General features: G+C 70.9%; 25 protein-coding genes and 1 pseudogene. 10 read left to right on the top strand and 16 right to left on the bottom strand.

Going from position 1 to position 21,614, the window contains the following annotated elements:
- Positions 1–314: 314 nt before the first annotated feature.
- Positions 315–575 (bottom strand): UBP-type zinc finger domain-containing protein, encoded by a 261-nt coding sequence (locus tag OO54_RS02495; RefSeq protein ID WP_017236256.1) that lies wholly within the window; start codon positions 573–575, stop codon positions 315–317.
- 39 nt (positions 576–614) lie between these two features.
- On the opposite strand from OO54_RS02495, the gene OO54_RS02490 reads away from it, so the two are divergent.
- Complete coding sequence (locus tag OO54_RS02490; RefSeq protein WP_033201224.1) at positions 615–2,207, top strand: Na+/H+ antiporter; 1,593 nt, start codon at positions 615–617, stop codon at positions 2,205–2,207.
- Positions 2,208–2,251: 44 nt separating this feature from the next.
- On the opposite strand, the gene OO54_RS02485 is transcribed toward OO54_RS02490, so the two are convergent.
- Positions 2,252–3,166, bottom strand: coding sequence for a 1-aminocyclopropane-1-carboxylate deaminase/D-cysteine desulfhydrase (locus OO54_RS02485; RefSeq protein WP_033201223.1), 915 nt, complete (start codon positions 3,164–3,166; stop codon positions 2,252–2,254).
- 28 nt (positions 3,167–3,194) lie between these two features.
- Positions 3,195–3,785, bottom strand: coding sequence for an N-acetylmuramoyl-L-alanine amidase (locus tag OO54_RS02480; RefSeq protein ID WP_033201222.1), 591 nt, complete (start codon positions 3,783–3,785; stop codon positions 3,195–3,197).
- 253 nt (positions 3,786–4,038) lie between these two features.
- Here OO54_RS02480 and OO54_RS02475 point away from each other — a divergent pair, with 253 nt between their 5' ends.
- Both OO54_RS02475 and OO54_RS02470 read left to right on the top strand, forming a co-directional pair.
- Positions 4,039–5,454 (top strand): family 2B encapsulin nanocompartment shell protein, encoded by a 1,416-nt coding sequence (locus tag OO54_RS02475; RefSeq protein ID WP_033201221.1) that lies wholly within the window; start codon positions 4,039–4,041, stop codon positions 5,452–5,454.
- A gap of 96 nt (positions 5,455–5,550) precedes the next feature.
- Positions 5,551–6,594 carry a family 2 encapsulin nanocompartment cargo protein polyprenyl transferase gene (locus tag OO54_RS02470; protein ID WP_200146676.1) on the top strand — a complete coding sequence of 348 codons (1,044 nt, stop codon included), beginning with the start codon at positions 5,551–5,553 and terminating at the stop codon, positions 6,592–6,594.
- Between the two features lie 16 nt (positions 6,595–6,610).
- Here OO54_RS02470 and OO54_RS02465 read toward each other — a convergent pair whose 3' ends face one another.
- Positions 6,611–7,186 carry a TetR/AcrR family transcriptional regulator gene (locus OO54_RS02465; protein ID WP_017236250.1) on the bottom strand — a complete coding sequence of 192 codons (576 nt, stop codon included), beginning with the start codon at positions 7,184–7,186 and terminating at the stop codon, positions 6,611–6,613.
- A gap of 124 nt (positions 7,187–7,310) precedes the next feature.
- Here OO54_RS02465 and OO54_RS02460 point away from each other — a divergent pair, with 124 nt between their 5' ends.
- The 3 genes from OO54_RS02460 (at position 7,311) to OO54_RS02450 (ending at position 8,686) form a co-directional block, all read left to right on the top strand.
- Positions 7,311–7,892 (top strand): dihydrofolate reductase family protein, encoded by a 582-nt coding sequence (locus OO54_RS02460; RefSeq protein ID WP_017236249.1) that lies wholly within the window; start codon positions 7,311–7,313, stop codon positions 7,890–7,892.
- 77 nt (positions 7,893–7,969) lie between these two features.
- Positions 7,970–8,209, top strand: a complete 240-nt coding sequence (locus tag OO54_RS02455) for a hypothetical protein (RefSeq protein ID WP_033201219.1) — start codon at positions 7,970–7,972, stop codon at positions 8,207–8,209.
- A 42-nt stretch (positions 8,210–8,251) separates the two neighbouring features.
- Positions 8,252–8,686, top strand: a complete 435-nt coding sequence (locus OO54_RS02450; RefSeq protein ID WP_033201218.1) for a DUF6304 family protein — start codon at positions 8,252–8,254, stop codon at positions 8,684–8,686.
- 82 nt (positions 8,687–8,768) lie between these two features.
- Here the strand turns inward: OO54_RS02450 and snpA are convergent, their stop codons facing one another.
- Positions 8,769–9,419, bottom strand: coding sequence for a snapalysin (gene snpA / locus OO54_RS02445; RefSeq protein WP_051786664.1), 651 nt, complete (start codon positions 9,417–9,419; stop codon positions 8,769–8,771).
- Positions 9,420–9,606: 187 nt separating this feature from the next.
- On the opposite strand from snpA, the gene OO54_RS02440 reads away from it, so the two are divergent.
- Both OO54_RS02440 and OO54_RS02435 read left to right on the top strand, forming a co-directional pair.
- Positions 9,607–10,575, top strand: a complete 969-nt coding sequence (locus OO54_RS02440) for a LysR family transcriptional regulator (protein WP_200146674.1) — start codon at positions 9,607–9,609, stop codon at positions 10,573–10,575.
- Positions 10,572–11,060 carry a GNAT family N-acetyltransferase gene (locus OO54_RS02435; protein WP_033201217.1) on the top strand — a complete coding sequence of 163 codons (489 nt, stop codon included), beginning with the start codon at positions 10,572–10,574 and terminating at the stop codon, positions 11,058–11,060. Before OO54_RS02440 ends, OO54_RS02435 begins: the two co-directional genes overlap by 4 nt.
- Here OO54_RS02435 and OO54_RS02430 read toward each other — a convergent pair.
- From OO54_RS02430 to OO54_RS02385, 10 genes and pseudogenes are all read right to left on the bottom strand, one after another.
- Positions 11,057–11,422: a TetR-like C-terminal domain-containing protein gene (locus tag OO54_RS02430; protein ID WP_051786663.1), complete on the bottom strand. Its 366-nt coding sequence runs from the start codon at positions 11,420–11,422 to the stop codon at positions 11,057–11,059. The two genes, OO54_RS02435 and OO54_RS02430, sit on opposite strands and share 4 nt — an antisense overlap.
- Before the next feature lie 149 nt (positions 11,423–11,571).
- The gene (locus OO54_RS02425; protein WP_033201216.1) at positions 11,572–11,787 is read right to left on the bottom strand and encodes a DUF6243 family protein; all 216 of its coding nucleotides are present in this window, start codon (positions 11,785–11,787) and stop codon (positions 11,572–11,574) included.
- A 104-nt stretch (positions 11,788–11,891) separates the two neighbouring features.
- A complete protein-coding gene (locus tag OO54_RS42230; RefSeq protein ID WP_051786662.1) occupies positions 11,892–12,551 on the bottom strand; it encodes a hypothetical protein in 660 nt (219 codons plus the stop codon).
- A gap of 530 nt (positions 12,552–13,081) precedes the next feature.
- Positions 13,082–14,482: a VanZ family protein gene (locus tag OO54_RS02415; protein WP_033201215.1), complete on the bottom strand. Its 1,401-nt coding sequence runs from the start codon at positions 14,480–14,482 to the stop codon at positions 13,082–13,084.
- Positions 14,483–14,564: 82 nt separating this feature from the next.
- Positions 14,565–14,984 carry a hypothetical protein gene (locus OO54_RS02410; protein WP_033201214.1) on the bottom strand — a complete coding sequence of 140 codons (420 nt, stop codon included), beginning with the start codon at positions 14,982–14,984 and terminating at the stop codon, positions 14,565–14,567.
- Between the two features lie 314 nt (positions 14,985–15,298).
- Positions 15,299–15,741, bottom strand: a pseudogene (locus tag OO54_RS43180) (NUDIX domain-containing protein).
- A 226-nt stretch (positions 15,742–15,967) separates the two neighbouring features.
- Positions 15,968–16,588, bottom strand: coding sequence for a DUF5753 domain-containing protein (locus OO54_RS02400; protein ID WP_033201212.1), 621 nt, complete (start codon positions 16,586–16,588; stop codon positions 15,968–15,970).
- Between the two features lie 102 nt (positions 16,589–16,690).
- A complete protein-coding gene (locus OO54_RS02395; RefSeq protein WP_033201211.1) occupies positions 16,691–17,044 on the bottom strand; it encodes an ASCH domain-containing protein in 354 nt (117 codons plus the stop codon).
- Complete coding sequence (locus OO54_RS02390) at positions 17,041–18,156, bottom strand: hypothetical protein (protein WP_033201210.1); 1,116 nt, start codon at positions 18,154–18,156, stop codon at positions 17,041–17,043. The genes OO54_RS02395 and OO54_RS02390 overlap by 4 nt, the downstream gene beginning before the upstream one ends.
- The gene (locus OO54_RS02385; RefSeq protein ID WP_033201209.1) at positions 18,153–18,620 is read right to left on the bottom strand and encodes an ATP-binding protein; all 468 of its coding nucleotides are present in this window, start codon (positions 18,618–18,620) and stop codon (positions 18,153–18,155) included. The genes OO54_RS02390 and OO54_RS02385 overlap by 4 nt, the downstream gene beginning before the upstream one ends.
- 104 nt (positions 18,621–18,724) lie before the next feature.
- On the opposite strand from OO54_RS02385, the gene OO54_RS02380 reads away from it, so the two are divergent.
- Together OO54_RS02380 and OO54_RS02375 are read left to right on the top strand one after the other, a co-directional pair.
- On the top strand, positions 18,725–20,062 hold the full coding sequence (locus OO54_RS02380; protein ID WP_033201370.1) for a helix-turn-helix domain-containing protein: 1,338 nt from the start codon (positions 18,725–18,727) through the stop codon (positions 20,060–20,062).
- Positions 20,059–20,877 (top strand): class I SAM-dependent methyltransferase, encoded by an 819-nt coding sequence (locus OO54_RS02375; RefSeq protein WP_033201208.1) that lies wholly within the window; start codon positions 20,059–20,061, stop codon positions 20,875–20,877. The genes OO54_RS02380 and OO54_RS02375 overlap by 4 nt, the downstream gene beginning before the upstream one ends.
- Positions 20,878–20,879: 2 nt before the next feature.
- Here the strand turns inward: OO54_RS02375 and OO54_RS42225 are convergent, their stop codons facing one another.
- Entirely contained in the window at positions 20,880–21,458 is a 579-nt protein-coding gene (locus OO54_RS42225; protein ID WP_245236715.1) for a hypothetical protein, read from the bottom strand.
- Positions 21,459–21,614 lie beyond the last annotated feature (156 nt).

Below are 21,614 nucleotides of genomic sequence, written 5' to 3'. Positions count from 1 at the left end.
TACGCAGGGGGCTGCGCGGTCCGCCGTGACGCTATCGCGATCCGTCCCGCCGTGTCGCCGTGAGCCCCCCGGCCCCCGATCACGCTCGTCACCCATGGTAGGCCCATGGGCGCGGACGGTGGGCAGAGGTCTGCGGGGGCCGAAAACGAGCGACCGGCGGAGGGAGGACGTACCCAACCCCGAGGCGGTCGAACCGCGTCCGGACCGAACCGTGTCCCGACCCGAACGGCCCGGACGGCCGGGACGGGCCCAGGGCCCACGGCCACGGCCCACCGCCGGACGGTCGGCACCGGACCGCGACCCGGCGCGGGCCGTCAGACGATCGACCCGTCGACGAAGCACCAGCGCCAGGCCTCGCCCGGTTCGAAGGTCCGCATCACCGGGTGGCCGGTCGAGGAGAAGTGCCCCGTCGCGTGCCGCCCCGCCGAGGAGTCGCAGCAGCCCACGTGACCGCAGCTCAGGCAGAGCCGCAGCTGGACCGGGTGCGTGCCGTCCGCCAGGCACTCGGGGCAGGTCTCGGCCAGCGGCACCGGTTCGGGGCGCGGCATTTCGGCTACGTGAGGGCACTCGCTCATGATGGCCAGGTTACGTGGCGGCACGAATCGGGGACGGGCATGGACGCACTGCAGCTGGTGGCACTGGTGGCGGCGAGCACCGCCATCGCGGGGTTCGCCCGCAGGACACCCGTACCCGCCCCCCTGCTCCTGGTCGCCGTCGGCCTCGCCGCCTCGTACGTCCCGGGGATGCCGGACTACACGCTCGACCCGCACATCGTGCTGCCGCTGATCCTGCCCCCGCTCCTCTACACGGCCGCCCTCGAGTCCTCGTACCTCGACCTGCGGGCCAACATCCGCCCCGTCGCCCTGCTCTCCGTCGGATACGTCCTCTTCGCCACCGTGGCCGTGGGCTGGCTCGCGTACGTCCTCGTGCCCGACCTGCCGCTGACCGCTGCGCTGGTGCTCGGAGCGGTGATCGCCCCGCCGGACGCGGTGGCCGCCACCGCCATCGCCCGGAAGCTCGGCCTGCCGCACCGGATCACCACGATCCTCCAGGGCGAGTCCCTGGTGAACGACGCCACCGCGATCACCGCGTACAAGGTCGCCCTCGCGGCGGCCGTCGGCGAGGGCATCAGCTGGGCCGGCGGCCTCGGGGAGTTCGCGCTCGCGGCGATCGGCGGCATCAGCGTCGGCCTCGTCCTGATGGTCCCCATCCACTGGCTCCGCTGCCGCCTGGGCGAGGCCCTCCTCCAGAACACCCTCTCCCTCCTCATCCCGTTCGTCGCCTACGCGGCGGCCGAGGAGGTCGGCGCCTCGGGAGTCCTCGCGGTCGTCGTGGTCGGACTCTTCCTCGGCCACCGGGCCTACCAGGTCGACTTCGCCACCCGGCTCCAGGAGGAGGCCGTCTGGAAGATGGTCGCCTTCGTGCTCGAGTCCGCCGTCTTCGCCCTGATCGGCCTCCAGCTGCCGTACGTCGTCCAGGGCCTCGGGCAGTACGGCATCGGCGAGGCGGCCTGGTACGCCGTCGGGGTCTTCGTCGCCGTGGTGCTCGTCCGGTTCGTCTGGGTCTACCCGGCGACCTTCCTGCCCCGGTGGCTCTCCGGCCGGGTCAGGGAACGGGAACCGGGGGTCGACTGGAAGGCGCCCCTCGTCGTCGGCTGGGCCGGCATGCGCGGAGTGGTCTCCCTCGCCATCGCCTTCTCCATCCCCGTCGTCACCGACGGCGTGGAGTTCCCCGCCCGCAACCTCGTCCTCTTCCTCACCTTCACCACCGTCATCGGCACCCTCGTGGTGCAGGGCCTCACCCTGCCGCCGCTCATCCGCTTCCTGAAACTCCCCGGACGGGACGCGTACGCCGAGACGCTGGCCGAGGCGCAGGCCCAGAGCGAGGCCTCCCGGGCGGCCGAGGAACGCCTCGACGAACTCCTCGCCGACGAGCGCAACGCCCTGCCGCAGCCCCTCGCCGACCGGCTGCGCACCGTCCTGGAACGCCGCCGCAACTCCGTGTGGGAGCGGCTCGGCGCGGTCAACGAGATCACCGGCGAGACCGCGGACGACACCTACCGGCGGCTCTCGCGCGAGATGATCGACGCCGAGCGCGAGGTCTTCGTACAGCTGCGCGACGCGCGCCGGATCGACGACGAGATGATGCGGATCCTGCTCCGCCGCCTCGACCTGGAGGAGGCGGCCGCCTACCGGGAGACCGACTAGGGCCTGTCCGGCGGATCATGGCCGGGTCCGCGGGGTCCGGGCGGTCAGGGACGTACGGGATCCACGGGCTCCGGTGCTCCCGTCACGACCGCCGCCACCCTGCTGCCCGCCGGGAACGCGCCCTCCTCGGCGAGGGTGACGAGGCCGTACAGCATTTTGGCCACATACAGCCGCTCGATGGCGAGTCCGTGCCGCGCCTCGAAGTCCCGTGCGAACGCCTCCAGGGCGGGGGACGTGCGCGCGTAGCCCCCGCAGTGGAAGCGGTCGTCGAGGGCCCAGTCGCCGCGCGGACCGCCGAACGCCGCCTCCTGGAGGGCCCGCACCTCGCCGCCGAGGAAGCCGCCCTTCAGGACCGGGACGCCCAGTGCCCGCTGTCCCGGGGCGAGCCCGGCCGCGAGCCCCGCCAAGGTGCCGCCCGTGCCGCAGGCGACCGCGACCGTGTCCGCCGTCCCGGAGAGCTCCCGCCCCAGCGCCTCGCACCCCTGGACGGCGAGTTCGTTGCTGCCGCCCTCCGGGACGACGTACGTGCCCGCGGGGGCCCGCTCCAGGAGCTTCGCGAGCGTGGCCGGGTCGTTCTTCGCGCGGTACGTGGTCCGGTCCACGAACTCCAGCCGCATCCCGTCCGCCGCGCACCGCGCGAGCGAGGGGTTGAGCGGGCGCCCGGCCAGCTCGTCGCCGCGCACGATCCCGATCGTGGGGAAGCCGAGCAGCCGGCCGGCCGCGGCCGTCGCCCGCAGGTGGTTGGAGTACGCGCCGCCGAAGGTGAGCACGGGCCGGCCGTCCGCCGCGCGCAGGTTGAGCGCGAGCTTGCGCCACTTGTTGCCCGGCAGGTCGGGGTGGATGAGGTCGTCCCGCTTGAGCAGCAGCGTCAGCCCGCGCCGGGCGAAGCGCTCGTCCTCCACCGGCTCCAGGGGCGAGGGGAGCCGGGGCCGCAGGCGGGAGAGGTCGAGCGCGTTCACCCGGCCATTCTCGCCGCCCCCTCCGCGGTCAGCGCAGCAGGTCGGCGACCCGCTCCCGCATCGAGGCCATCGTGAAGCCGCGCGGGTCGACCTTCCCCGGCTGCCACTCCAGGTGCCCGATCACCGAGCGGTGCGTCCAGCGGTGCGCCCGGCACACGGCGGCCGCCGCCTTGGCGATGGCCTCCAGCTGGACCTTGGGCCACGGGTCCACCCCGTCGCCGAGGTTCTCGCACTCGAAGCCGTAGAAATGGCGGTTGCCGTCCGTGGTGGCCTCGTCGTCCGGCGGCAGCCGCCGCTCGGCGATGACCGCCCGGAGCACCTCGTCGTCGCCGAGCCCCGCGTGGTTGGCGCGCCCGTAGCCGACGAGGTGGACCGTGCCGTCCTTGGCGATGACGCCGTGGCAGAGCGGTCCCGGCAGGGCCCGGTGGCCGTCCCGGCAGATCCGTACGGTCGCGGCGGTGCCCCGGGTCACGGTGTGGTGGATCATCACGCCGTGCACCGGGCCCCAGGGGCCCTTGTGGTTGCGGTTGTGGGTGGACCAGTCGCCGACCTGGACGACCGTCAGGCCCTCGTCGCGCAGCGCGTCGAGGAACCTGCTCGCGGTCATGGGTGAGGCCATGGCGGACTCCCTTCGGGGGACGGGTGGACCTCCGGAGTACCGGAGTCGACCCCTCCGCTGCCATCCGTTCGGACCGTGTGCGAGCCGATCCGGACAGGGCGCCAAGAGGCCCGTGGGGCTGCGCTGTTCGGATGGAAAACGCGTGACATGCCCCGAAGATCGTCGAACAGTCCCACCCGAATGTGTAATGGCGCCGACACGTTCCGTGCTGAAAGGCTTCGTCTCGCAAGTCAGTCATACGAGAGGGAGTTCCATGTCCGTTGGTTCGGTTGGCGACGACGTCCGCGCGGAGCAGCAGGCGCCGCAGCAGAGTCTCGGCACCGCCGCCGCGCGGAACCTCGCCACGACCACCAAATCGGCCCCGCAGATGCAGGAGATCACCTCCCGGTGGCTCCTGCGCGCGCTGCCGTGGGTCCAGGTGCAGGGCGGCACGTACCGGGTGAACCGGAGGCTCAGCTACTCCGTGGGTGACGGCCGGGTCACCTTCGTCCAGACCGGAGAGCGCGTCGCGGTCATCCCCGCCGAGCTCGGCGAACTCCCGGCCCTGCGCGGATTCGAGGACGAGGAAGCGCTCGCCGAACTGGCGGCCCGCTGCACCCAGCGGGAGTACGCGGCGGGCGAGGTCGTCGCCACCGCCGGCGCCCCCACCGACCGCGTGCTCCTCCTCGCGCACGGCCGGATCGAGCAGATCGGCGAGGGACCCTACGGCGACGAGGCCGTCCTCGGCGTCCTCGCCGACGGCGCCTACCTCGGCGAGTCCTCGCTGGTCCGCGAGGACGCCACCTGGGAGTGGACCGCCCGCGCCGCCACGGCCTGCACGGTCCTGGAGCTCACCCGCGGCGACGTGCGCAACCTCGCCGACCGCGCCGTCTCCCTCGCCGCCCACCTCGCCGCCGTCGCCGCCCTGCCCGACCAGCGCACCAACCACTACGGCGAGGCCGCCATCGACCTCTCCGCCGGCCACGTCGGCGAGGCCGTCGTCCCGCACACGTACGTCGACTACGACGCCTCGCCCCGCGAGTACGAGCTGAGCGTCGCCCAGACCGTGCTGAAGGTCCACAGCCGCGTCGCCGACCTCTACAACCAGCCGATGAACCAGACCGAGCAGCAGTTGCGGCTCACGGTCGAGGCCCTCCGCGAGCGCCAGGAGCACGAGCTCGTCAACAACAAGGAGTTCGGCCTCCTCTCCAACTGCGACTACGGGCAGCGGATCCAGCCGCACGACGGCGTCCCCGGCCCGGACGACATGGACGAGCTCCTCTCCCGCCGCCGGGGCTCCAAGCTCTTCCTCGCCCACCCGCGCGCCATCGCCGCCTTCGGCCGCGAGCTCAACAAGCGCGGCCTGGTGCCGGAGACCATCGACGTCAACGGCAACCGCATCCCGACCTGGCGCGGCGTCCCGATCTACCCGTGCAACAAGATCCCGGTCTCCGACGCCCGTACGACCTCGATCATCTGCATGCGCACCGGCGAGGCCGACCAGGGCGTGATCGGTCTGCACCAGACCGGCCTGCCCGACGAGATCGAGCCCAGCCTCTCCGTCCGCTTCATGGGCATCGACGAGCAGGCGATCATCTCGTACCTGGTCACGGCCTACTACTCGGCGGCGGTCCTCGTCCCGGACGCGCTCGGCGTCCTGGAGAACGTCGAGGTCAGCCGCTGGCGCTGAGTCGGCGACGCCCGGGGGGCGGGGACCGAACCCTCCCGCCCCCCGGGCGCCACCCAACTCCCCGCCGCGCACGATGCGAAGGAAGAGACCGTGACCATGACCAGAGCGGATGCCGTCACCGGCGGTCAGGGGGCCGTGCGGCTCCTGGACCAGACACGCACCGCCGTCCATCCCCAACTGCGCTCCACCGTCGAGTCCCTGCCGGGCTCCATACGGCGGGTGGCCATGTACCACTTCGGCTGGGAGCGGGCCGACGGCACCCCGGACGCGGGGCAGGCGGGCAAGGCGATCCGCCCCGCGCTCGTCCTCGCGGCCGCGCGCGCCCTCGGGGCCGAGACGGCCCAGGCGGTGAAGGCCGCGGCCGCGGTCGAGCTCGCGCACAACTTCACCCTGCTCCACGACGACATCGTCGACGAGGACCCCACCCGCCGGCACCGGCCCACCGCGTGGACCGTCTTCGGGATCCCGGACGCCCTCATGGCCGGGGACGCGATGAGCGCGCTGGCCCTGCGGCTGCTCGCCGAGGACCCGCACCCCGCCTCCGCGGCGGCGTCCGCGCGGCTCGCCGCCTGCATCATCGAACTCTGCGCCGGCCAGCAGGCCGACTGCGCCTTCGAGCAGCGCGGCCCCCGCGAGGTCTCCCTCGACGAGTGCCTGGCCATGGCCACCGCCAAGACCGGCGCCCTGCTCGGCTGCTCCTGCGCCCTCGGCGCGCTCTACGCGGGCGCGGGCGAGGAGGAGGTCGCGGCGATGGACGCGTTCGGCCGGGAGGCGGGGCTCGCCTTCCAGCTGATCGACGACCTCATCGGCATCTGGGGCGACCCGGACCGCACGGGCAAGCCGGCCGGCGCCGATCTCGCCGCCCACAAGAAGTCGCTCCCCGTCGTGGCGGCGCTCACCTCGGGCACCCCGGCCGGCGACGAGCTGGCCGAGTTGTACTCCCGTCCGGTCCTCGACGCGGCGGCGGTGCGGGCGGCGGCGGACGCGGTGGAGCGGGCCGGCGGACGCGACTGGGCGCAGGCCCAGGCGGCCGAGCGCATGGGCCGCGCCGTCGAGTACCTGGCCCAGGCGGTCCCGGACCTGGCGGCCGCGGGGGACCTGCTCGCCCTCGCGGAGTTCGTCACCCGGCGCACCCGCTGATCCCGGTCGCGGCCGGTCAGGCCTCGGGCACGATCCGGGCGACCACGGTCTCGATCAGGTCGTCCAGATCCCGGTCGCCGTGCAGGTCGGGGACCGTGAAGTGGTCGAGCAGCAGTCCGGTGAGGGCGAAGTAGAGCAGCCGGACCGTGTCCGCGTCCCCGGGCATCCCGGCGGCGAGGTGTCCGCGGATGTTCTCGTCCAGGTCGGAGCGGAGCACCTTGGTGAGCTGGGTCCGCAGTTCGGGGCGGCGGACGGCTTCGAGCCGGAGTTCGAAGAGCCCGAGGTAGCAGGTGCGCTCGGCCGCCAGACGCCGGGCGACCCAGCGCATCAGCTCCAGGACCAGCTGCCGGCCGGGTGTCGGCAGCATGGCGGTCTCCAGGGCGTCCGGGGCCGGGGTCAGCCGGACGAAGATCCGGTCGCCCACCTGGGAGAGCAGCTGGTCCCGGTCGTTGAAGTAGTTGGACGAGGTGCCGGTGGGGACCCCGGCACGTGCGTCGACCGCCCGGAAGGTCAGCCCCCGGGCGCCCTCGTCGGCCAGTACCTCGATGGCGGCATCGAGCAGTGCGGCACGGCGTTCGGGGTTCCTCGCCACGTCGGGCTCCTTTCGGGCTGGGCACGTTCTCTTCGAACATAGGGCTTGTGTAACCACTACAAGTGAAGCACTATAACTGTCGTGGTTCCGAACAGGGCCACGCCACCCGACGAAGAGGACCGGTTTGCGCAAGCTCACGTACTACATCGCCTGCACCATCGACGGCTTCATCGGCGACCCCGAGGGCGACGCCACGTCGATGTTCAAGTTCACCGAAGGCCCTTACATGGAGTGGATGGGTACCGAGTACCCCGAGACCATCCCGACGCAGGGCCGGCAGATGCTCGGGATCGACGGCGAGAACAGGCACTTCGACACGATCGTGCAGGGGATGGGGTCGTACCGGCTCGCCCTGGACATCGGCGTCACCAGCCCGTACAGCCACCTGCGCGAGTACGTCGCCACCCGCTCGACGACCGAGTCGCCCGACCCCGGCGTCGAGCTGATCGCCGACGACCTCGTCGGTCGCGTCCGCGAGCTCAAGGCCGAGGACAGCCCCCTGGACATCTACCTCTGCGGCGGCTCCACCATCGCAGGCGAGCTGATCGAGGAGATCGACGAGCTGGTCATCAAGACCTACCCGCAGGTCTACGGCACCGGCATGCCGATGTTCGGCGCCGGCTTCGAGCCCCGCGACTTCGAACTGGGCGACGTCCGCGCCTTCGACAACGGCGTACTCGTCCGTACGTACACCAGGAAGCGGTAGCGCCGACCCCACGGGGGCCGCGGCGGCGCCCACGCCGCCGGGGCGCGCCGTCCGGTGTGCCGTCCTACCCTGGAGGCATGGGTGATGATCTGCCTCGTACGACGCGGGACTCCCTGGCCGCGCCGAAGTGCCCGGCCTGCGGTCGTCCGCGTGGCGTCATGGCCACCCGGCACAAGGTCCTGGGGGCCTGGGTGCCGGAGTGGGAAGTGCAGCCCTGCCGCAACCCCGAATGCGAGCTGTACGAGGGGGCGGAAGCCGCGAGCACGCACGTGACCGGCAAGAACGGCGAGATCGGGAGAAGTCCGGCCACAGGGTGACCGGCCGCGCGCCGGAGCAGGTCATACCGCTACAGTCCGCGCATGTCATCGGAGTCGACAGAAGTCTGGACCGGTTGGTACCGGGACCGCAGCGGCGCGGAAGCGATCGTCATCACGGCCGACGGGCGGCACGTCGCCACCCGGATCAGGGGGGTCGAGTACACGGGCGAGAGTTTCGCCGTGCTGACCGCCGCCGGCGAGGGCGCGGCCGACCGGAGCGGGCACGCCCTCACCGGTTGCGTACTGGAGTGGGACCTGCCGCTCCCCGTCCTGCTGGACGGGGCCGCCCAGCAGGCCACCCTCGCCTGCCTGCTGACGCTCGGTGAGCGCGCGGACCTCAGTCTGACCCTGCACTACGGCGGCGCCGCCTTCGAGGCGTGCGTCGCCGGAGGCGACTTCGAAGGGGCGCTCGACCTCGTCCGCCGCCAACTGCCGGCCGGTGCGGAATTCGGCCGCCGCCTCCTCCAGGCGGCCTGACGGCCCGGCGGAGAACGGAACCCGAACGGAACGGCGGCGCCCCGCGCGGGGCGCCGCCGTCCGTCGTTCACGCCCCTTCGGTTCAGGGGGTCTTGAACGCGGAGGCGAGGCCGTAGCGCCACAACTGGTCGACGCGGGAGCGCTCCTGGGCGTTCGGCTGGGCGTTCTGGCACGACGTGCCGGGGCCGCCGCCCGACATCAGCTCGCTGCACGGGCCGCTGTAGTGGTCCGGGAGGCCGAGGACGTGCCCCGTCTCGTGGGCCGTCACGCGGGTGGAGTTGTACTGCTGGTTCTGCCGGTAGTCGAGGAAGATGTAGCCGTTGCCGTGCCCGTCGGTGCTGGCGTACGAACCGCGGGAGTCGTTGCCCTCGTAGTACGCGAAGTCCGGGTTGCTGCCCTCGACGAGTCGGACGTTCACCACCGAGCTGTTCCAGATCTGGGTCGAGCGGGCTATCTGGGTGCGGAACGTCGGCGCGTTGGCGGCGCTGTAGACGACCGTGACGGCGGCCGCGCCCGGGGCGGCGGCCCGCTTCTTCGCCACCGACTTCACGACGGCGTCGAAGAAGGCCTGGTTGGCCTTGGCCTCCTCGGCCGAACCGGCGTACGCCACGGTGGCGGCGCCGGCGGTCACGGCCGGGGCCGTGGCGGCCGCCGGGGCCGTACCGAGGGAGGCGGCGAGGCCGACGCCGAGGCCGGCGGTCAGCAGCGAGGTGAGGACCTTGGGGTGACGCATGGGGGGCTCCTCCTGTTGGGGTAGGAGAGAGTCTCGGGGCGGTCGGGGCGTCCGGGGATGATGCCAACCGCCGATAACCCCACCGCATCACCCCTTGCGTTCGTCCCCAACTGCCTTGGAATGCAAGGAGATTGAGCCGTTCCGGATGTCTGGTGCGACGCCCGGCCGCCGCCCTACCCTCGGGGGCATGGAGCTGGAGGTGAGACACCTGCGCGCGCTCTGCGCCATCGCGGACACGGGCAGCCTGCACAAGGCGGCGCGGCAACTCGGCATGAGCCAGCCCTCGCTGACCACCCAACTGCGCCGGATCGAGAACTCCCTGGGCGCCGAGCTGTTCTCCCGGGGCCGCACCGGCTGCCGCCCCACCCCGCTCGGCCGCTCCCTGCTCGACCGGGCCCGCCCCCTGGTGGCGGACATGGCCGCCCTCGTCACCGAGACCCGCGCCGCGGCCGCCCGCAACGACGGGCCGGGACTCCGCGTCGGGTCCACCGCGAGCCGGGCACTTCCGGGCTGGCTGCGCCGACTGCGCCAGCGGCTGCCGGACACCGACGTCGGACTCCGCATGGACGTCTCCGCCAACGAACTGCTGCGGACGGTCGCCGCCGGCCGCCTCGACGTCGCGTTCGTCCACGAGGTCGAGGGCTGCCCGCTGCGCGTCCCCGACGGCCTCGACGGCAGGGTCCTGGTCGCCCGCGAACCGCAGTTCGTCTCCATGGCCCCCGACCACCCGGCCGCCTCCCGGGCCGTCGTCGACCTCGCCGATCTCGCCACCGACCACTGGATGGTCGATCCGACCGTGGACGGCGAATGGGACGGCCTCCGCCGTGTCCTCGGCGCCGCGGGCATCGACCCGCCCCTCCTCCACGGCGACTACCACACGGCCGCCTCGCTGATCGTCCTCGGCGAGGCCGTCGCACCCTGCCAGCCCACCTCCCTGCCGCGCGACGACATGGCCATCCGCCCCCTCCGCGGCGACCCCCTGGCCGTCCGCCTCCTCCTCTACGCCCGCCCCGGCGCCCCCCTCGACCTCCTGTACGCCGAACTCGCCACCGCCTACCGCGAGGTCGCCCTCCGCGCCGCCCCCTACCGCGAATGGCTCCGCAACCAGGGCGCCGCGGCCAGGCTGTCCGTGGGGCCGTGCATGATGACCGTATGAACGAACGCGAGGACGTCCCGGGTCCGGCAGCCGTGCGTCACGCGCGCCCCGAGGACCTGCCCCGGGTCGTGGAACTCGTCGCCGAGCACGCCGCGTACGAGAAGGCGGCGCCCCCGGCCCCCGGCCTCGCCGACCGCCTCGCCCGCCTGCTCTTCGGCACCGAACCGCCCCGGCTGCGCTGCCTCGTCGCCGCCCTCCCCGACGGCACCCTCGCGGGCTACGCCACCTGCGCCCCCGAACTCTCCACCTGGGACGGTGCCGAATACCTCCACATGGACTGCCTCTACCTCACGGAGACCTCCCGGGGCCACGGCCTCGGCCCCCTCCTGACGGCCGCCGTCCAGTCCGAGGCCCGCGCGCTCGGCCTCACCGAGATCCAGTGGCAGACCCCCGTGTGGAACGACGGCGCCATCCGCTTCTACGACCGCCTCGGCGCCACCTCCAAGGAGAAGCGCCGCTACGCCCTCCCCGTGGACCCGGCCTAGAGGCTGTCCTCCGGTCCGCCGCGCAGGCCGTCGAGGACACGGGCCGCGTGGTGCGCGGCCTCGGCGGGGTCGAGCGGGGCGTGGCCGACGAGCAGGCGGTACCAGAAGGTGCCGAAGACCTGGTCGGCCGCGAGCTCCAGGTCGGCCCCGGCGGGCAGTTCGCCGCGGTCGAGGCCGCGCGTCAGCAGCTCCCTGACCACCGCGCGGCGGCTCTCCACCCACTGCCGTAAGGGTTCCTCGAAGACGGGATCGAGCTGGGCCTCGGCCATGAGGCCGCGCAGCGCCCGCACCCTCAGGGGGTGCTCGGCGACCCCGTAGAGAGCGGTGACGAACGCCGTCAGGTCCCCGCCGAAGACGGCCACTTCCCCAGCACCGACACCACCCTCCCCCGCCTCCCCGAAGCCCTCCGCATCGTCACCGACGTCCTCCCGCCGTAGCTCGAAACACGGAAGGGCCCGGCCGGAACGGCCGGACCCTTCCCCATGCGGTGCCGCCCCGCGGCGGCGGCGCGTCAGCTCTGCGCGGCCTCGTCGCCCGCCTGCCCGGCACCCTCGTCCGAGCCCGCCTTCTCGCGCATCTTGCGCACCAGCTCCGCCTTCTTGTCCGCCGCGATCTGGCGGTCGAGGTTGCGGTGCGGCCCGTTGTTCTGCCGTTCGGCGCGCGACAGCTTCTTGCGCTGGCCGCCGCCCTGGCCCACGGGGTTGTTGATGTTCTTGCTGTCGGTCACGGGATCTCCCGGTATTGAGGTGAAGTGATCTGCGGATTCATCGGTGGGGGACGGGCGGCGACGTCGAAGTCCGGCGAGCGCCCGGGGTCAGCCGTTCTCTGAGGTCACCCCCGTGGCGGCCAGGGCCCGGTGAGCATGCGTCGTGCCTCCTCGACGATCGCGTCCGCCAGGGGTTCCCGGTCTGCGCGTCGGTTCGTCGGCGGGTCGTTGTGGGCGTCGGTCCTGTCGACCAGTGGCCTGAGGGACCGTAGCCGGGCCAAAGCGGCCCAGCCTTCGTACGTGATGAGGTCACCGCCGGCGCCGGGGGCCAGGCTGCCGTTCACGAGCAGCCGGAGCCACCAGCGGACGAGTTCCCAGCGGGCCGCTTCCCGGGGAAGGCCGGTGGTGTCGGTGGGGTGGCCGTGCTCGCCCGCTGTGCCGGGCGGGTAGCGGTGTCCGTAGACCGGGACCAGCTGCGGCACGCTCTCCAGCTCGGTCCTCGCGACGCGCAGCGCCTCGGATTTCTCCGCCGGCCGCGACGGCCAGACGCGATGCCGGAACCCGTTGTGTTCCACGTCGAAGAGCACGCCCTCCACCGGCCACGCCAGCCGCCCTTCCAGGTCCTGCGCGGCGCCGTCACGCCAGTCGGGCCACCGCGACGAGCCGCGCGGGAGCCCGGCGCCGAGGAAGACGCGGTGGTCCGTCGAGAACGTGAAGCCGAGCCGTTTCTCGACCGCGTCGAGCTCCCGCTCGGTGGGCCCCGGTCCGATCTCGGTCCGGAGCATGCCCTGAACCGCACGGGCTGCGTCCAGGGTCAGTCGTGGGGGCGACGGTGTGTTCACACCCGCCAGCGTAGTGACGGCCGCGCACGGCGCCGCCGGCCCGGCACGGTGCGGGCCCTGCCGCTCGGCTCCAGCCCGAGGCCACGCACCTGGGGCCCGGGGGAAAAGAAGACCGCACCCGGGCCGTCAGGGGGCGCCGTGGTCGGCGGCCTGCGGGCCGGGTGCGGGCGGGTCGACCGGGCGATCGGAGGATCGCGGGTCGAGTGGCTTGACCGGAGGTCAGGCCTTCTTGGTCTCCTAGTAATGGGCTGGGTCGGTGACCTGCGGTGATGGATGCTGCGGGTCGCTGACCTGGCCTTTTGGTGTTGGCTGGCGATGGGGTGTGACGGTCCTGATCGGGTGTCCTGCGGACTGTGTGCGGACTGCCGAGTGCTACTCGTTCGCTTCGGCAGCAGGTCCGCCGAGAACGCGGCCAGGTCGAGATACCAGTCTGGAAGGAGTCGCGGGCTGCTGGTCACCGGCGGTGGCTCGCGTCAGCCCGTTTTCGTTGCGGCGAAGGCGCTGTCGTAGACCTCTCCAGATACGGAATCCACCCACCACATGTCTCCTGCGCCCGAGGCCGGCGGCGCAGCTTGCTGCCCCTCTTCGCCGACCGCCAGATTCACCAGCCATTCCGAACGCCATTTACCGTCCCTCTCCACAGCCTTGAGGGTAAATGCATTGAGTCGAAGATCGTCTGGCAATCCTCTTCCCCCGGCTCGGGCGGTGAGTGCGTCTCGCACAGCCTGCTCGGCCTGCTTGGCGTTCAGCTTTGATTTCTCCAGGTCCAGACGCGTGGGCCCTAGGACCACATTTATCTGGGAGACGCGTCCCAACTTGTCGACCTGTACGTCCAGCATCCGCGGCATCAGGACGCCGTTGTTCGTCCATCTCCACCCCGTCATCCACCCAAGTTCCGCCTTCTCCCCTATGGGATAGGTCTCGTGGGCCACGGCATCCCGTGCCCAGGGGTAGTGGGAGCGCATGTAGAGCTGAGTGGCCTCGTACGCCTCCTCCTTGCTGGAGGGCGCTTTGGCGCCAGGAACTGGGAACCCCATGACGGTGGGGCGGTCGCTGTCCTCCAGCAAGATGTTCAGGCGCTTCTTGTCCGGCCAGGACAGGGTCCCGCTACCGAACACGTCAGGGTGTGCCTTGTCGCGGCTCAAGAGGTTGAAGACGACGTTCGCGCACGGAGCCCCTACACAGGGCTGGTCGTACACGTGCCCAAGGATGTATCGGTCGCCAAACGCCTCCTGCACCACTTCCTCCACCGCCTTCCGCTGTGCGGAATCGGCTGCCGACAGCCCCGTGCCGTCCACATGGGTAAAGGACACCGCCGGACGCGCCACGCCGACGCCGATCACCAGAAGACCCGCAGAGACGATCAGGGCGGCCTTGACGCCGGCGCGCCAGTTGACCCGCCCGTTCCTTGCGAGCACCAGCGCGGCGACCGCAGCCCCCGCGATGCCGCCGAGGATGTTCATCTCGGCGTCGGCGCTGTCGCACACACGCCCCAGCCCGTCCACGGACCCCTGGATGAACTCGATGGCCAACGGCAACGCGATGACACCGACGAGTGTCGGGAGGGGGCGTCGAGAGGCCAGCATGGCGAAGAATCCGAGCGGCACTGTCATGGCCAGGTTCCACAGGCCCTGCGTCGCACGGAACGGCTCTATGGGGTTGTGGTTGATGATGCACTGACCGCTGGCAGGGCCGCTCCCCATGAAGGTGACGCCAATCATGGCGGTAAGGGTGGCGGCGAATCCTGCCCACCACCTGCCATGAGGGCTTCCCAGACGATGGGCTACCCACCACGCTGCGCCGCCAAGGGCGAAGGCGGCGAGTGCGCAGCCGGTCAGGTAGGCGTAGTGGTCTTGGAAGATCGCGCTAAACACAGGTGCTTTCCTTGCCGGGTTCAGGCCGTGAGGAGGCGGAGGGCCCCGCCTTGCACAGACGGGGCCCTCACGGTGAACAGTCTCAGCAGCCCGTGACGGGCGTCTGGAAGGTGCCGCCCGAGTAGTTGAGGACGCCGGTCGTGCCGTAACACATGTGGTCGCCGAACTTGCTCCAGGTCTTCTTCACCGTCTGCCCGGAGCTGATGTTGAAGTAGGACGAGTAGGTGGTGACGCCCTGCTTGATGTAACCGAGCCGGACGTTGACGGTGGAGCCACCCGACTTGTAGTACGTGGTGTCCCAGTACGTGTACGGGTAGACCTCGCGCTGGCCGTGGGTCAGGATCCCGTTGGACAGCGAGGTGCACCGCACGGTGGGGAAGCCGCCAGCGGCGTGACCGGAGGAGTCGCACCAAGTATTGGCGGACGCGCTGGGCGCACCGATCACGACGGAGCCTGCCGCGAAGGCACCGGCGAGAACGGCACTTCTGATCTTGGAACGCACTTTCTTCCCTCATCTCTGGATGCGCCAAGCATTCCCATGGGTAGGGGAAAATTCAGGCCCTCAAGCCTTGCTCGACGAGCCCTCACCCGAGGGCTCGAACAAGAAGCGAACACGCGATGCGATCCAAGGTTCACCAGTGGCTGCCGGAATGGCTGAAAGTGCATTCCCGAAGCTGTCACCTGTCCGGAAAATGATCATGGACCTGACGAACTTTGCCACGCGGTCGCTCGCGCTGGTGGCCTCGGCCGGTCCGTGCCGGGCAACCGCTGTCGGTCATTGGGTGGGAACGCTCTGGGGGAGCATCAGTCGGCCCCCTATCGCCAGCCGTCGAGGGAGACCTGTGGGCCTCCCGCGAGGTACCGGTGGAGGGCGCTTGAGGTGGTGTCCACGAAGTCCTCGGGGATGGCGTCGGTGTCGACCCAGCGGACTTGGGCGTGCTTGCGGGTTCGCGGTTCTCGGGTTCGCCGGTCCAGTCGTGGGCTGCGAAGACGACGGTGAGGAAGCCGTTGGGGGCCTCGACACCCCAGGCGCGGTGGATGATGTGGGCGACTCTGAGGAACTCGGGCTTCAACGTCGTGCCCGTCTCCTCGTAGAGCTCGCGGACTGCGGTCTCCGTGAGGGATTCGCCCGGCTCGCTCTTGCCGACGGGGAGGTCCCACATGCCCTGGGCGAACTTGGCGTTCTCGCTGCGCTGGAGGAGGACGACACGGTTGGTGGCCTTGTCGTGGACGATGACGGCCGCGACCAGCAGGGCCATGGATTCCAGGGCCGGTTTGAGGGCCTTCGGCTGGCCGTCGGTCTACTGGGCCACGGGGGTTCCCTTCATCGGACGGCTCGTCGGGCATGTGAGGGCGATGGCCTCGGCCGCACTGGCTTGCGCGGCCTGCCGCCGAGGCTCTGATGCCGGCGATGGAGCGCGACGGTCTTGATCGGGTGCGCTTCGGACTGCTGCGCGGCGCTCCGCCGCTGGTGTGTCGAGGGGCCTACTGCTGGAGCAGGGTGTTGGTCCAGAAGGAGTGGGCCTTCTTCAGGAGCTCTTCCGCGGCGTCGCCGTATGATGCCGCACTGCTCAGCGCAGCGAAGGCTTTGTTGTAGAGGTCGAGTTCGCTGTGCTCCGTGATGTCCACGGAGGAGGAGACGAGTTCGACGTGGGCCCGGTCACCATCGCCGTAGATGTTGAACGCGTGGACGGGGAACAGGTCCACCCGTGCCGTGGAGGGAAGGATCCCGAGGGTGAGCGAAGCGAGGCCGATCTCTCGCAGGAGGCGCTCGATCTGTTCTCGCATGACTTCGGGTCCACCGATGTTCGTGTAGAGAGCCTGTTCCCCGAGGACGACGTCGTAGTGGTGCTCGCCGTCGTACAGCACTTGCTGTCGATGCATGCGCTTGGCGACGCCCGCCGGCATGTCGCTCGGGATGCCGAGGAAGTCAACGACCTGGCCGAGGATCACGGTGGCGTACGCGTTGGTCTGGAGGGTTCCCCAGATCATCGTGGGCACGTACGCCTTGCCTTCGCGCGTGCTCTGATACCAGCGCACCACGTCGTCCTGAGTCGCTTCTGTACCGGTGGACAGACGGTCCGTCCAGGGAACTGAACTGGTCACCGCATCCCCTCCTGGGTGGTGCCGCCGGGGCGGTTTCCATGGGTGCTGCCGTTCCGGTCGAGGATGGCTCCGAGTGTCCGATCTTGTAAGAGCCGGAATCGGTCAGGCCATGCGCTTCATCTCGATGGCGAGGGCTCCGAAGGCTTCCTTCTCGGGGCCGTAGATGGTGCGGATGTTGGCGAGCTGCTGGTCGCGGTTGGCGGTCGGGTTGACGTTGGACGGGCCCTCGCCGTCGAGGAGGGCCTCGAAGTTGGGGTACTCGGCGACCCGGAGGACTTCGACGTCGCAGGTCTCGTCCGTGCCCTTGATGCGGAAGCGGATGGTGTCGCCGGCGGCGAGGTCGGCGAGGTGCGGGTACTTGACCCGCACCTCGATGGTCTTGGTGCCCGCGGCGACGAGCTCGAAGTACTGGCGGTAGAGGTTGAGCTCGCGGACGCGGGCGGTGCGGTCGGTCATCGGGAGGGAACGCTCCTGGGGGACGGTGCGGTGATCAGGCGGCCGATCTCGGTGGCCGAGTACGAGCGGAAGAAGTGGCGGGGGTCGGAGAGCAATGTCTCGGCCATGGCGAGCAACTGGTCGGCGTACTCGGTGACGGTGCCGGGCCACTGCCGGGTGTCGAGCATCCAAGGGGCGGCGCCCTCGGGCAAGGGGGCACGGCCTTCTCGTATGAGGGATTTCGACAGCTTGGCACCGGTGTCGGTGACGACCTGGGGGCAGAACAGCCGGGCCGGGAGCTGTGCTCGGGTGAGGCCCACGGCCTGGAGGGCCTCGTCGACGAGGTAGGAGCCGAAGACCCAGTCGCCGCCCTTGACCATGACATGCAGGGTGCCCTGGGGGCTGGTCAGGGAGAGTTCCTTGACCAGGTTGCGGTACAGCGTGGCGAGGTCCAGGTACGCGTCGGGGGTGGGCGTGATCGCGGCCTCGTACGGGCCGTGGTGGAGGCAGACGGCGGAGACCACCGCCGACTCGGGCCCGGCGAGGTGGACGCGGGTGCGTTCGGCATGCTTCTCGGCCCAGCCGCAGCCAGGGTGCGGGCAGGGGACGCGGAGGTGCGGGGTTCCGGTGGAGGGAGCGAGCCACCAGCGGGCGGCGTCGATGCGGGGGAGGAGGCGGAGCCAGGTGCGGCGGTAGTGCTCGCCGGCCTGCTGCTGGGTGTACGTCTCGATGCGGTGCGGGATGCCCAGGCGCCTGGACAGGGCGGTGAAGAGGGGCTGGTAGAGGGCGGTGACGAGGTCGTTCAGGGCCTGGTCACCGAGGGCCTGGGCGTAGGCGCGCTGGTAGCGGTGGCCGCTGGCCGGGTCGGTGGTCAGCTCGTACGGTGCGTTGTCGAGGGCGCTGAAGAGCACCTCGGTGCGGAGGCCGAAGCGGTCGCGGAGTCGGGCGGCCATGGCGAAAGCCAGGGACTGCACGAGCGAGGTGCCGATGTGCGGGGCGCCGTTGATCTGGGTGCCGACGACCAACACGATGCGCTCGGGCGGGCTGGCGAGGATGCGCGGGGTCAGGACGTCCTCGGCGTGGTGGAGGGCGTTGGCGAGAACGGTGTTCGGCGAGACGGGGTGCGTGGTCACGAGATGGCCCCCTGGGGTTCGGTGATGCGGTTGAAGGCGGCCCAGACGCACTTTCCGGGGCCCGTCCGCTCCTTCACACCCCAGCTGTCGGCGGTCGCGGCGACGATCAGCAGACCGCGGCCGTCGACGGCGGACTCCTCGGGAACGCGCCTCTTCGGTCTGTTCTCGCCGCTGTCGTGGACCTCGATCCGCAGCTCCGCGTCGAGGGACTCGACGCGTACGAGGACCAGTCGGCCCACGGGCACCCCGTGGAGCACGGCGTTGGTGACGAGTTCCGAGGTGCACAGCCGCATGTCGTCGAGGCGGCTCGTCTCACCCCATTCGGTCAGCGTGGCGGCGACGAAGTCGCGAGCGGTACGCGGTGTGGTCCGGCGACGGGGGAACAGCATGGTGCGGTGCCGACCCGTGCTCGGAAGGAGATCCGGTGCGGTATCGATCGCCTCGTTGGCGAGTCTGCTTGCCATGGTCAACAGCAAAGCGACTTAACTCATTTGGGTCGGGAGCCAGCGTGGGGGCCAAGGCGGGGGCCACTATGGGGGCCAGAGGTCACGTGTTCCTGAGGGACGGCATGGGCGACACCGGGATCGGCGCCTTGCTCGTCCGGCTGCGTACCGAGCGCGGCTGGAGCCAGCAGAGGGTTGCCGACGAGTACAACGCCCTGGAGGGGCGCTCCGCGAAGTCCGGCAAAGAGATCGGGCGGTACGAGCGCGAAGCCCGAGTTCCTGTTCCCTACACCCGGAAGTACCTGGCGCAGGTCTTCAGCGTCGATGTCGCTGTGCTCGACCAAGCCGTTGCCGTCAGCAAGGGGCAGCGAGACGGGGCTGACGCCCCCGAGGCTGAGATCGTGCCGTCGGTGCTGCCGCCCGAAGACACCCACGTCCGTGGAGACCCACTCTCTGAGGACGCGGTGCGGTCGGCGGACTTCGCCCGCTTTATCGCGCAGCGGAACGCCGACGAGTTCGTCGTGGAGCAGCTGGAGGCAGACGTCGGCCGACTCGCCCGTACGTACGTCAGCCACCCGTTGATGGAGCAGTACGTCGAGATCAGGCGGTTACGGGATGGGGCGTTCGAGCTGCTGCGCGGGCGCCAGCGCCCCCGGCAGACCACCGACCTCTACCTCTCCGCTGCTCGCCTCTGCGGCCTGTCCGCGCACGTCTGCCTCGACCTTGGCGCCTACGACTCCGCCGCCACCCACGCCCGCACCGCACGGGCCTGTGCCGAGGCGGCGGGGCACGAGGGGATGCTGGCCTGGGTACGGGCCGTGGAGTCGTTGATCGCGTACTGGACAGGGCGGTACGAGCAGGCGGCCCGGCTCGCGCAGGCCGGTCGGCGGCACAGGGCGAGCGGCAGCATCGGCGCACGGCTGGCGAGTCTGGAGGCGCGGGCGTTGGCGATAGTCGGCGATTCGACAGGCGCGCTCGCTGCCCTGTCGGATGCCGAACGATCGCGCGAGGCGATCTCGGGTGGGGACGAGGTGCTGGGAGTCTTCGACTTCCCCGCGGCCAAGCAGTTCGCGTACGCCGGAACGACCCTCTTGGCCATGGGCGGGCAGGAACGCGTCCACCGGGCCATCGTCAGCGCGGAGACGGCGATCCGCCTCTATCGCAGCGCGGACGGAGATGACCAGTCGGTCGGTGACCTGTTCGCCGCGCACCTCGATCTCGCCCGCGGGCACATGCTCCTGGGCGACCTGGATGGCACGGAGGCGATGCTCGGCTTCGTGCTCCAGTCCGCGCCGGAGCGCATGTCGGCCAGCATCGTGCGCCGGCTCACCGTTCTCGGGCGGGAGTTGGAAGGGCCGCAGTACGGTGGAGCCGCGCAGGCGGTGCACCTGCGCGAACGACTCCAGCACACGGCCGTCCGTGCGTCCCTGCCCGCCGCCCACCCTCCGGAGTTGCCGACGTGACCGACCTGTCCGCTGCCCACGACGCTGCCGTCACCGACCGGGCCCGCCTGGCGGGCAGCGCCTACAACGGAGACCGGGACCTGGCCGCCCGGCAGTCGCTCTACCAGTGGCAGACGCCTCGGTACGACCTGCCGGGCCTCGTCGCTGAGCGGCTGGGCGACGTGCGCGGGCGCGTCGTCGACATCGGCTGCGGCAACGGCAAGTTCATCCAGCGGCTCCGCCAGGACCGCCCCGACCTGTCCTTGCTCGGCTTCGACATTGCCCCCGGAATCCTTGCCGGCGTCCCCGGCCCGGTTGCCGTAGCGGACGCGACGAGGCTTCCGCTGGCGGCGGGGAGCGTCGACGCGGCTCTCGCGCTCCACATGCTGTACCACGTGCCCGACATTCCCCAGGCGGTCAGGGAGCTGGCCCGGGTCGTGGCCTGCGACGGGCTGGTGGTCGCCTCCACCAACGGTGACCGCGACAAGGCCGAACTGGACGACCTCTGGCAGCGGGCCGCCGGCGATGTCCTCGGCATCGAGAGCGGTCCGGCCAGGATCTCGCTCAGTGCCCGCTTCTCCCTGGAGAAGGCTCCGGCTTTCCTCGGTGAGGAGTTCAGCCGGGTGGAAGTCGTCGAACTGCCGGGGACCATCACGGTCCACGACCCCGAGCCTGTCATCGCCCACATGGCTTCGTACCGCGCCTGGGCGGACCAGCACGACGTGCCCTTCGACGCGACCATCGACCGCGCCCGCACACTCGTTGCCGACCACATCGTCCGCTACGGCGCGTACGAGATCACCTGCCTTGGAGGGATCCTCGTCTGCCGCCGCTGAGATCAGTCCAGCGGCGGCCAGGGCCCGTCCAGCAGGCGGCCCGCCTCCTCGACGATCTGTTCCGCCAAGTGCTCCCGGTCTCCCTGTCGGATCGCCGCCCAGTCGTTGTAGGCGTCGGTTTTTTCGACCAGTGGCTTGAGCTGCTGCGGGCGGGCCAGTGCGCCCCACCCTTGTTCCTGGAGCAGGCCGAGTTCGCCCAGCACCTGGTCGAAAAAGGCGTCGGCTTGCTCGTGCTCGGAGCGTGACAGGCCGGCGAGGAGGGGAAGGGACTCCGTCTCGACGTCGAGGACCAGGGCCGTGAGGCCGGCTTCGACCAACTGGTACGGGTGGTGTCGGCGGCCGATCAGGCGTTCCAGGGCCAGCATCCGGATGCAGTCGACGGCCTCCTGCGCGGTCACGGCGTACGGAGTGAACGGCGTGGGCGAGGTGACGTCGATACCCGGTCCGCCCTCGACGAAGTACGACCAGAAGTCGACGGTCGCGTGGGCGAGGAGGCTGCTCGACTGGCCGGCGAATTCGTGGTGGATGTAGTCGGTGAGGTCGTTCCCGTACAGGATGATGTCGGTCTGGTAGACGGACAAGACGGGGTGCCCGTACTCGCCGGCTGTGCCGGGCAGGTAGCGGTGCCCGTAGACCGGGACTAGGACTTGTCCGGTCGATCATGTGACTACTCCGTGCCCGAGTCGTTGCTGTGGGCATGGGGCGGGGTGATCTGACGGATGCCGAGTGGGAACGGC

It is taken from the genome of Streptomyces wedmorensis (genome assembly GCF_000716445.1).
Taxonomy (GTDB): Bacteria; Actinomycetota; Actinomycetes; order Streptomycetales; family Streptomycetaceae; genus Streptomyces; species Streptomyces wedmorensis.
This window is presented reverse-complemented; position numbering and strand designations above follow the sequence as displayed.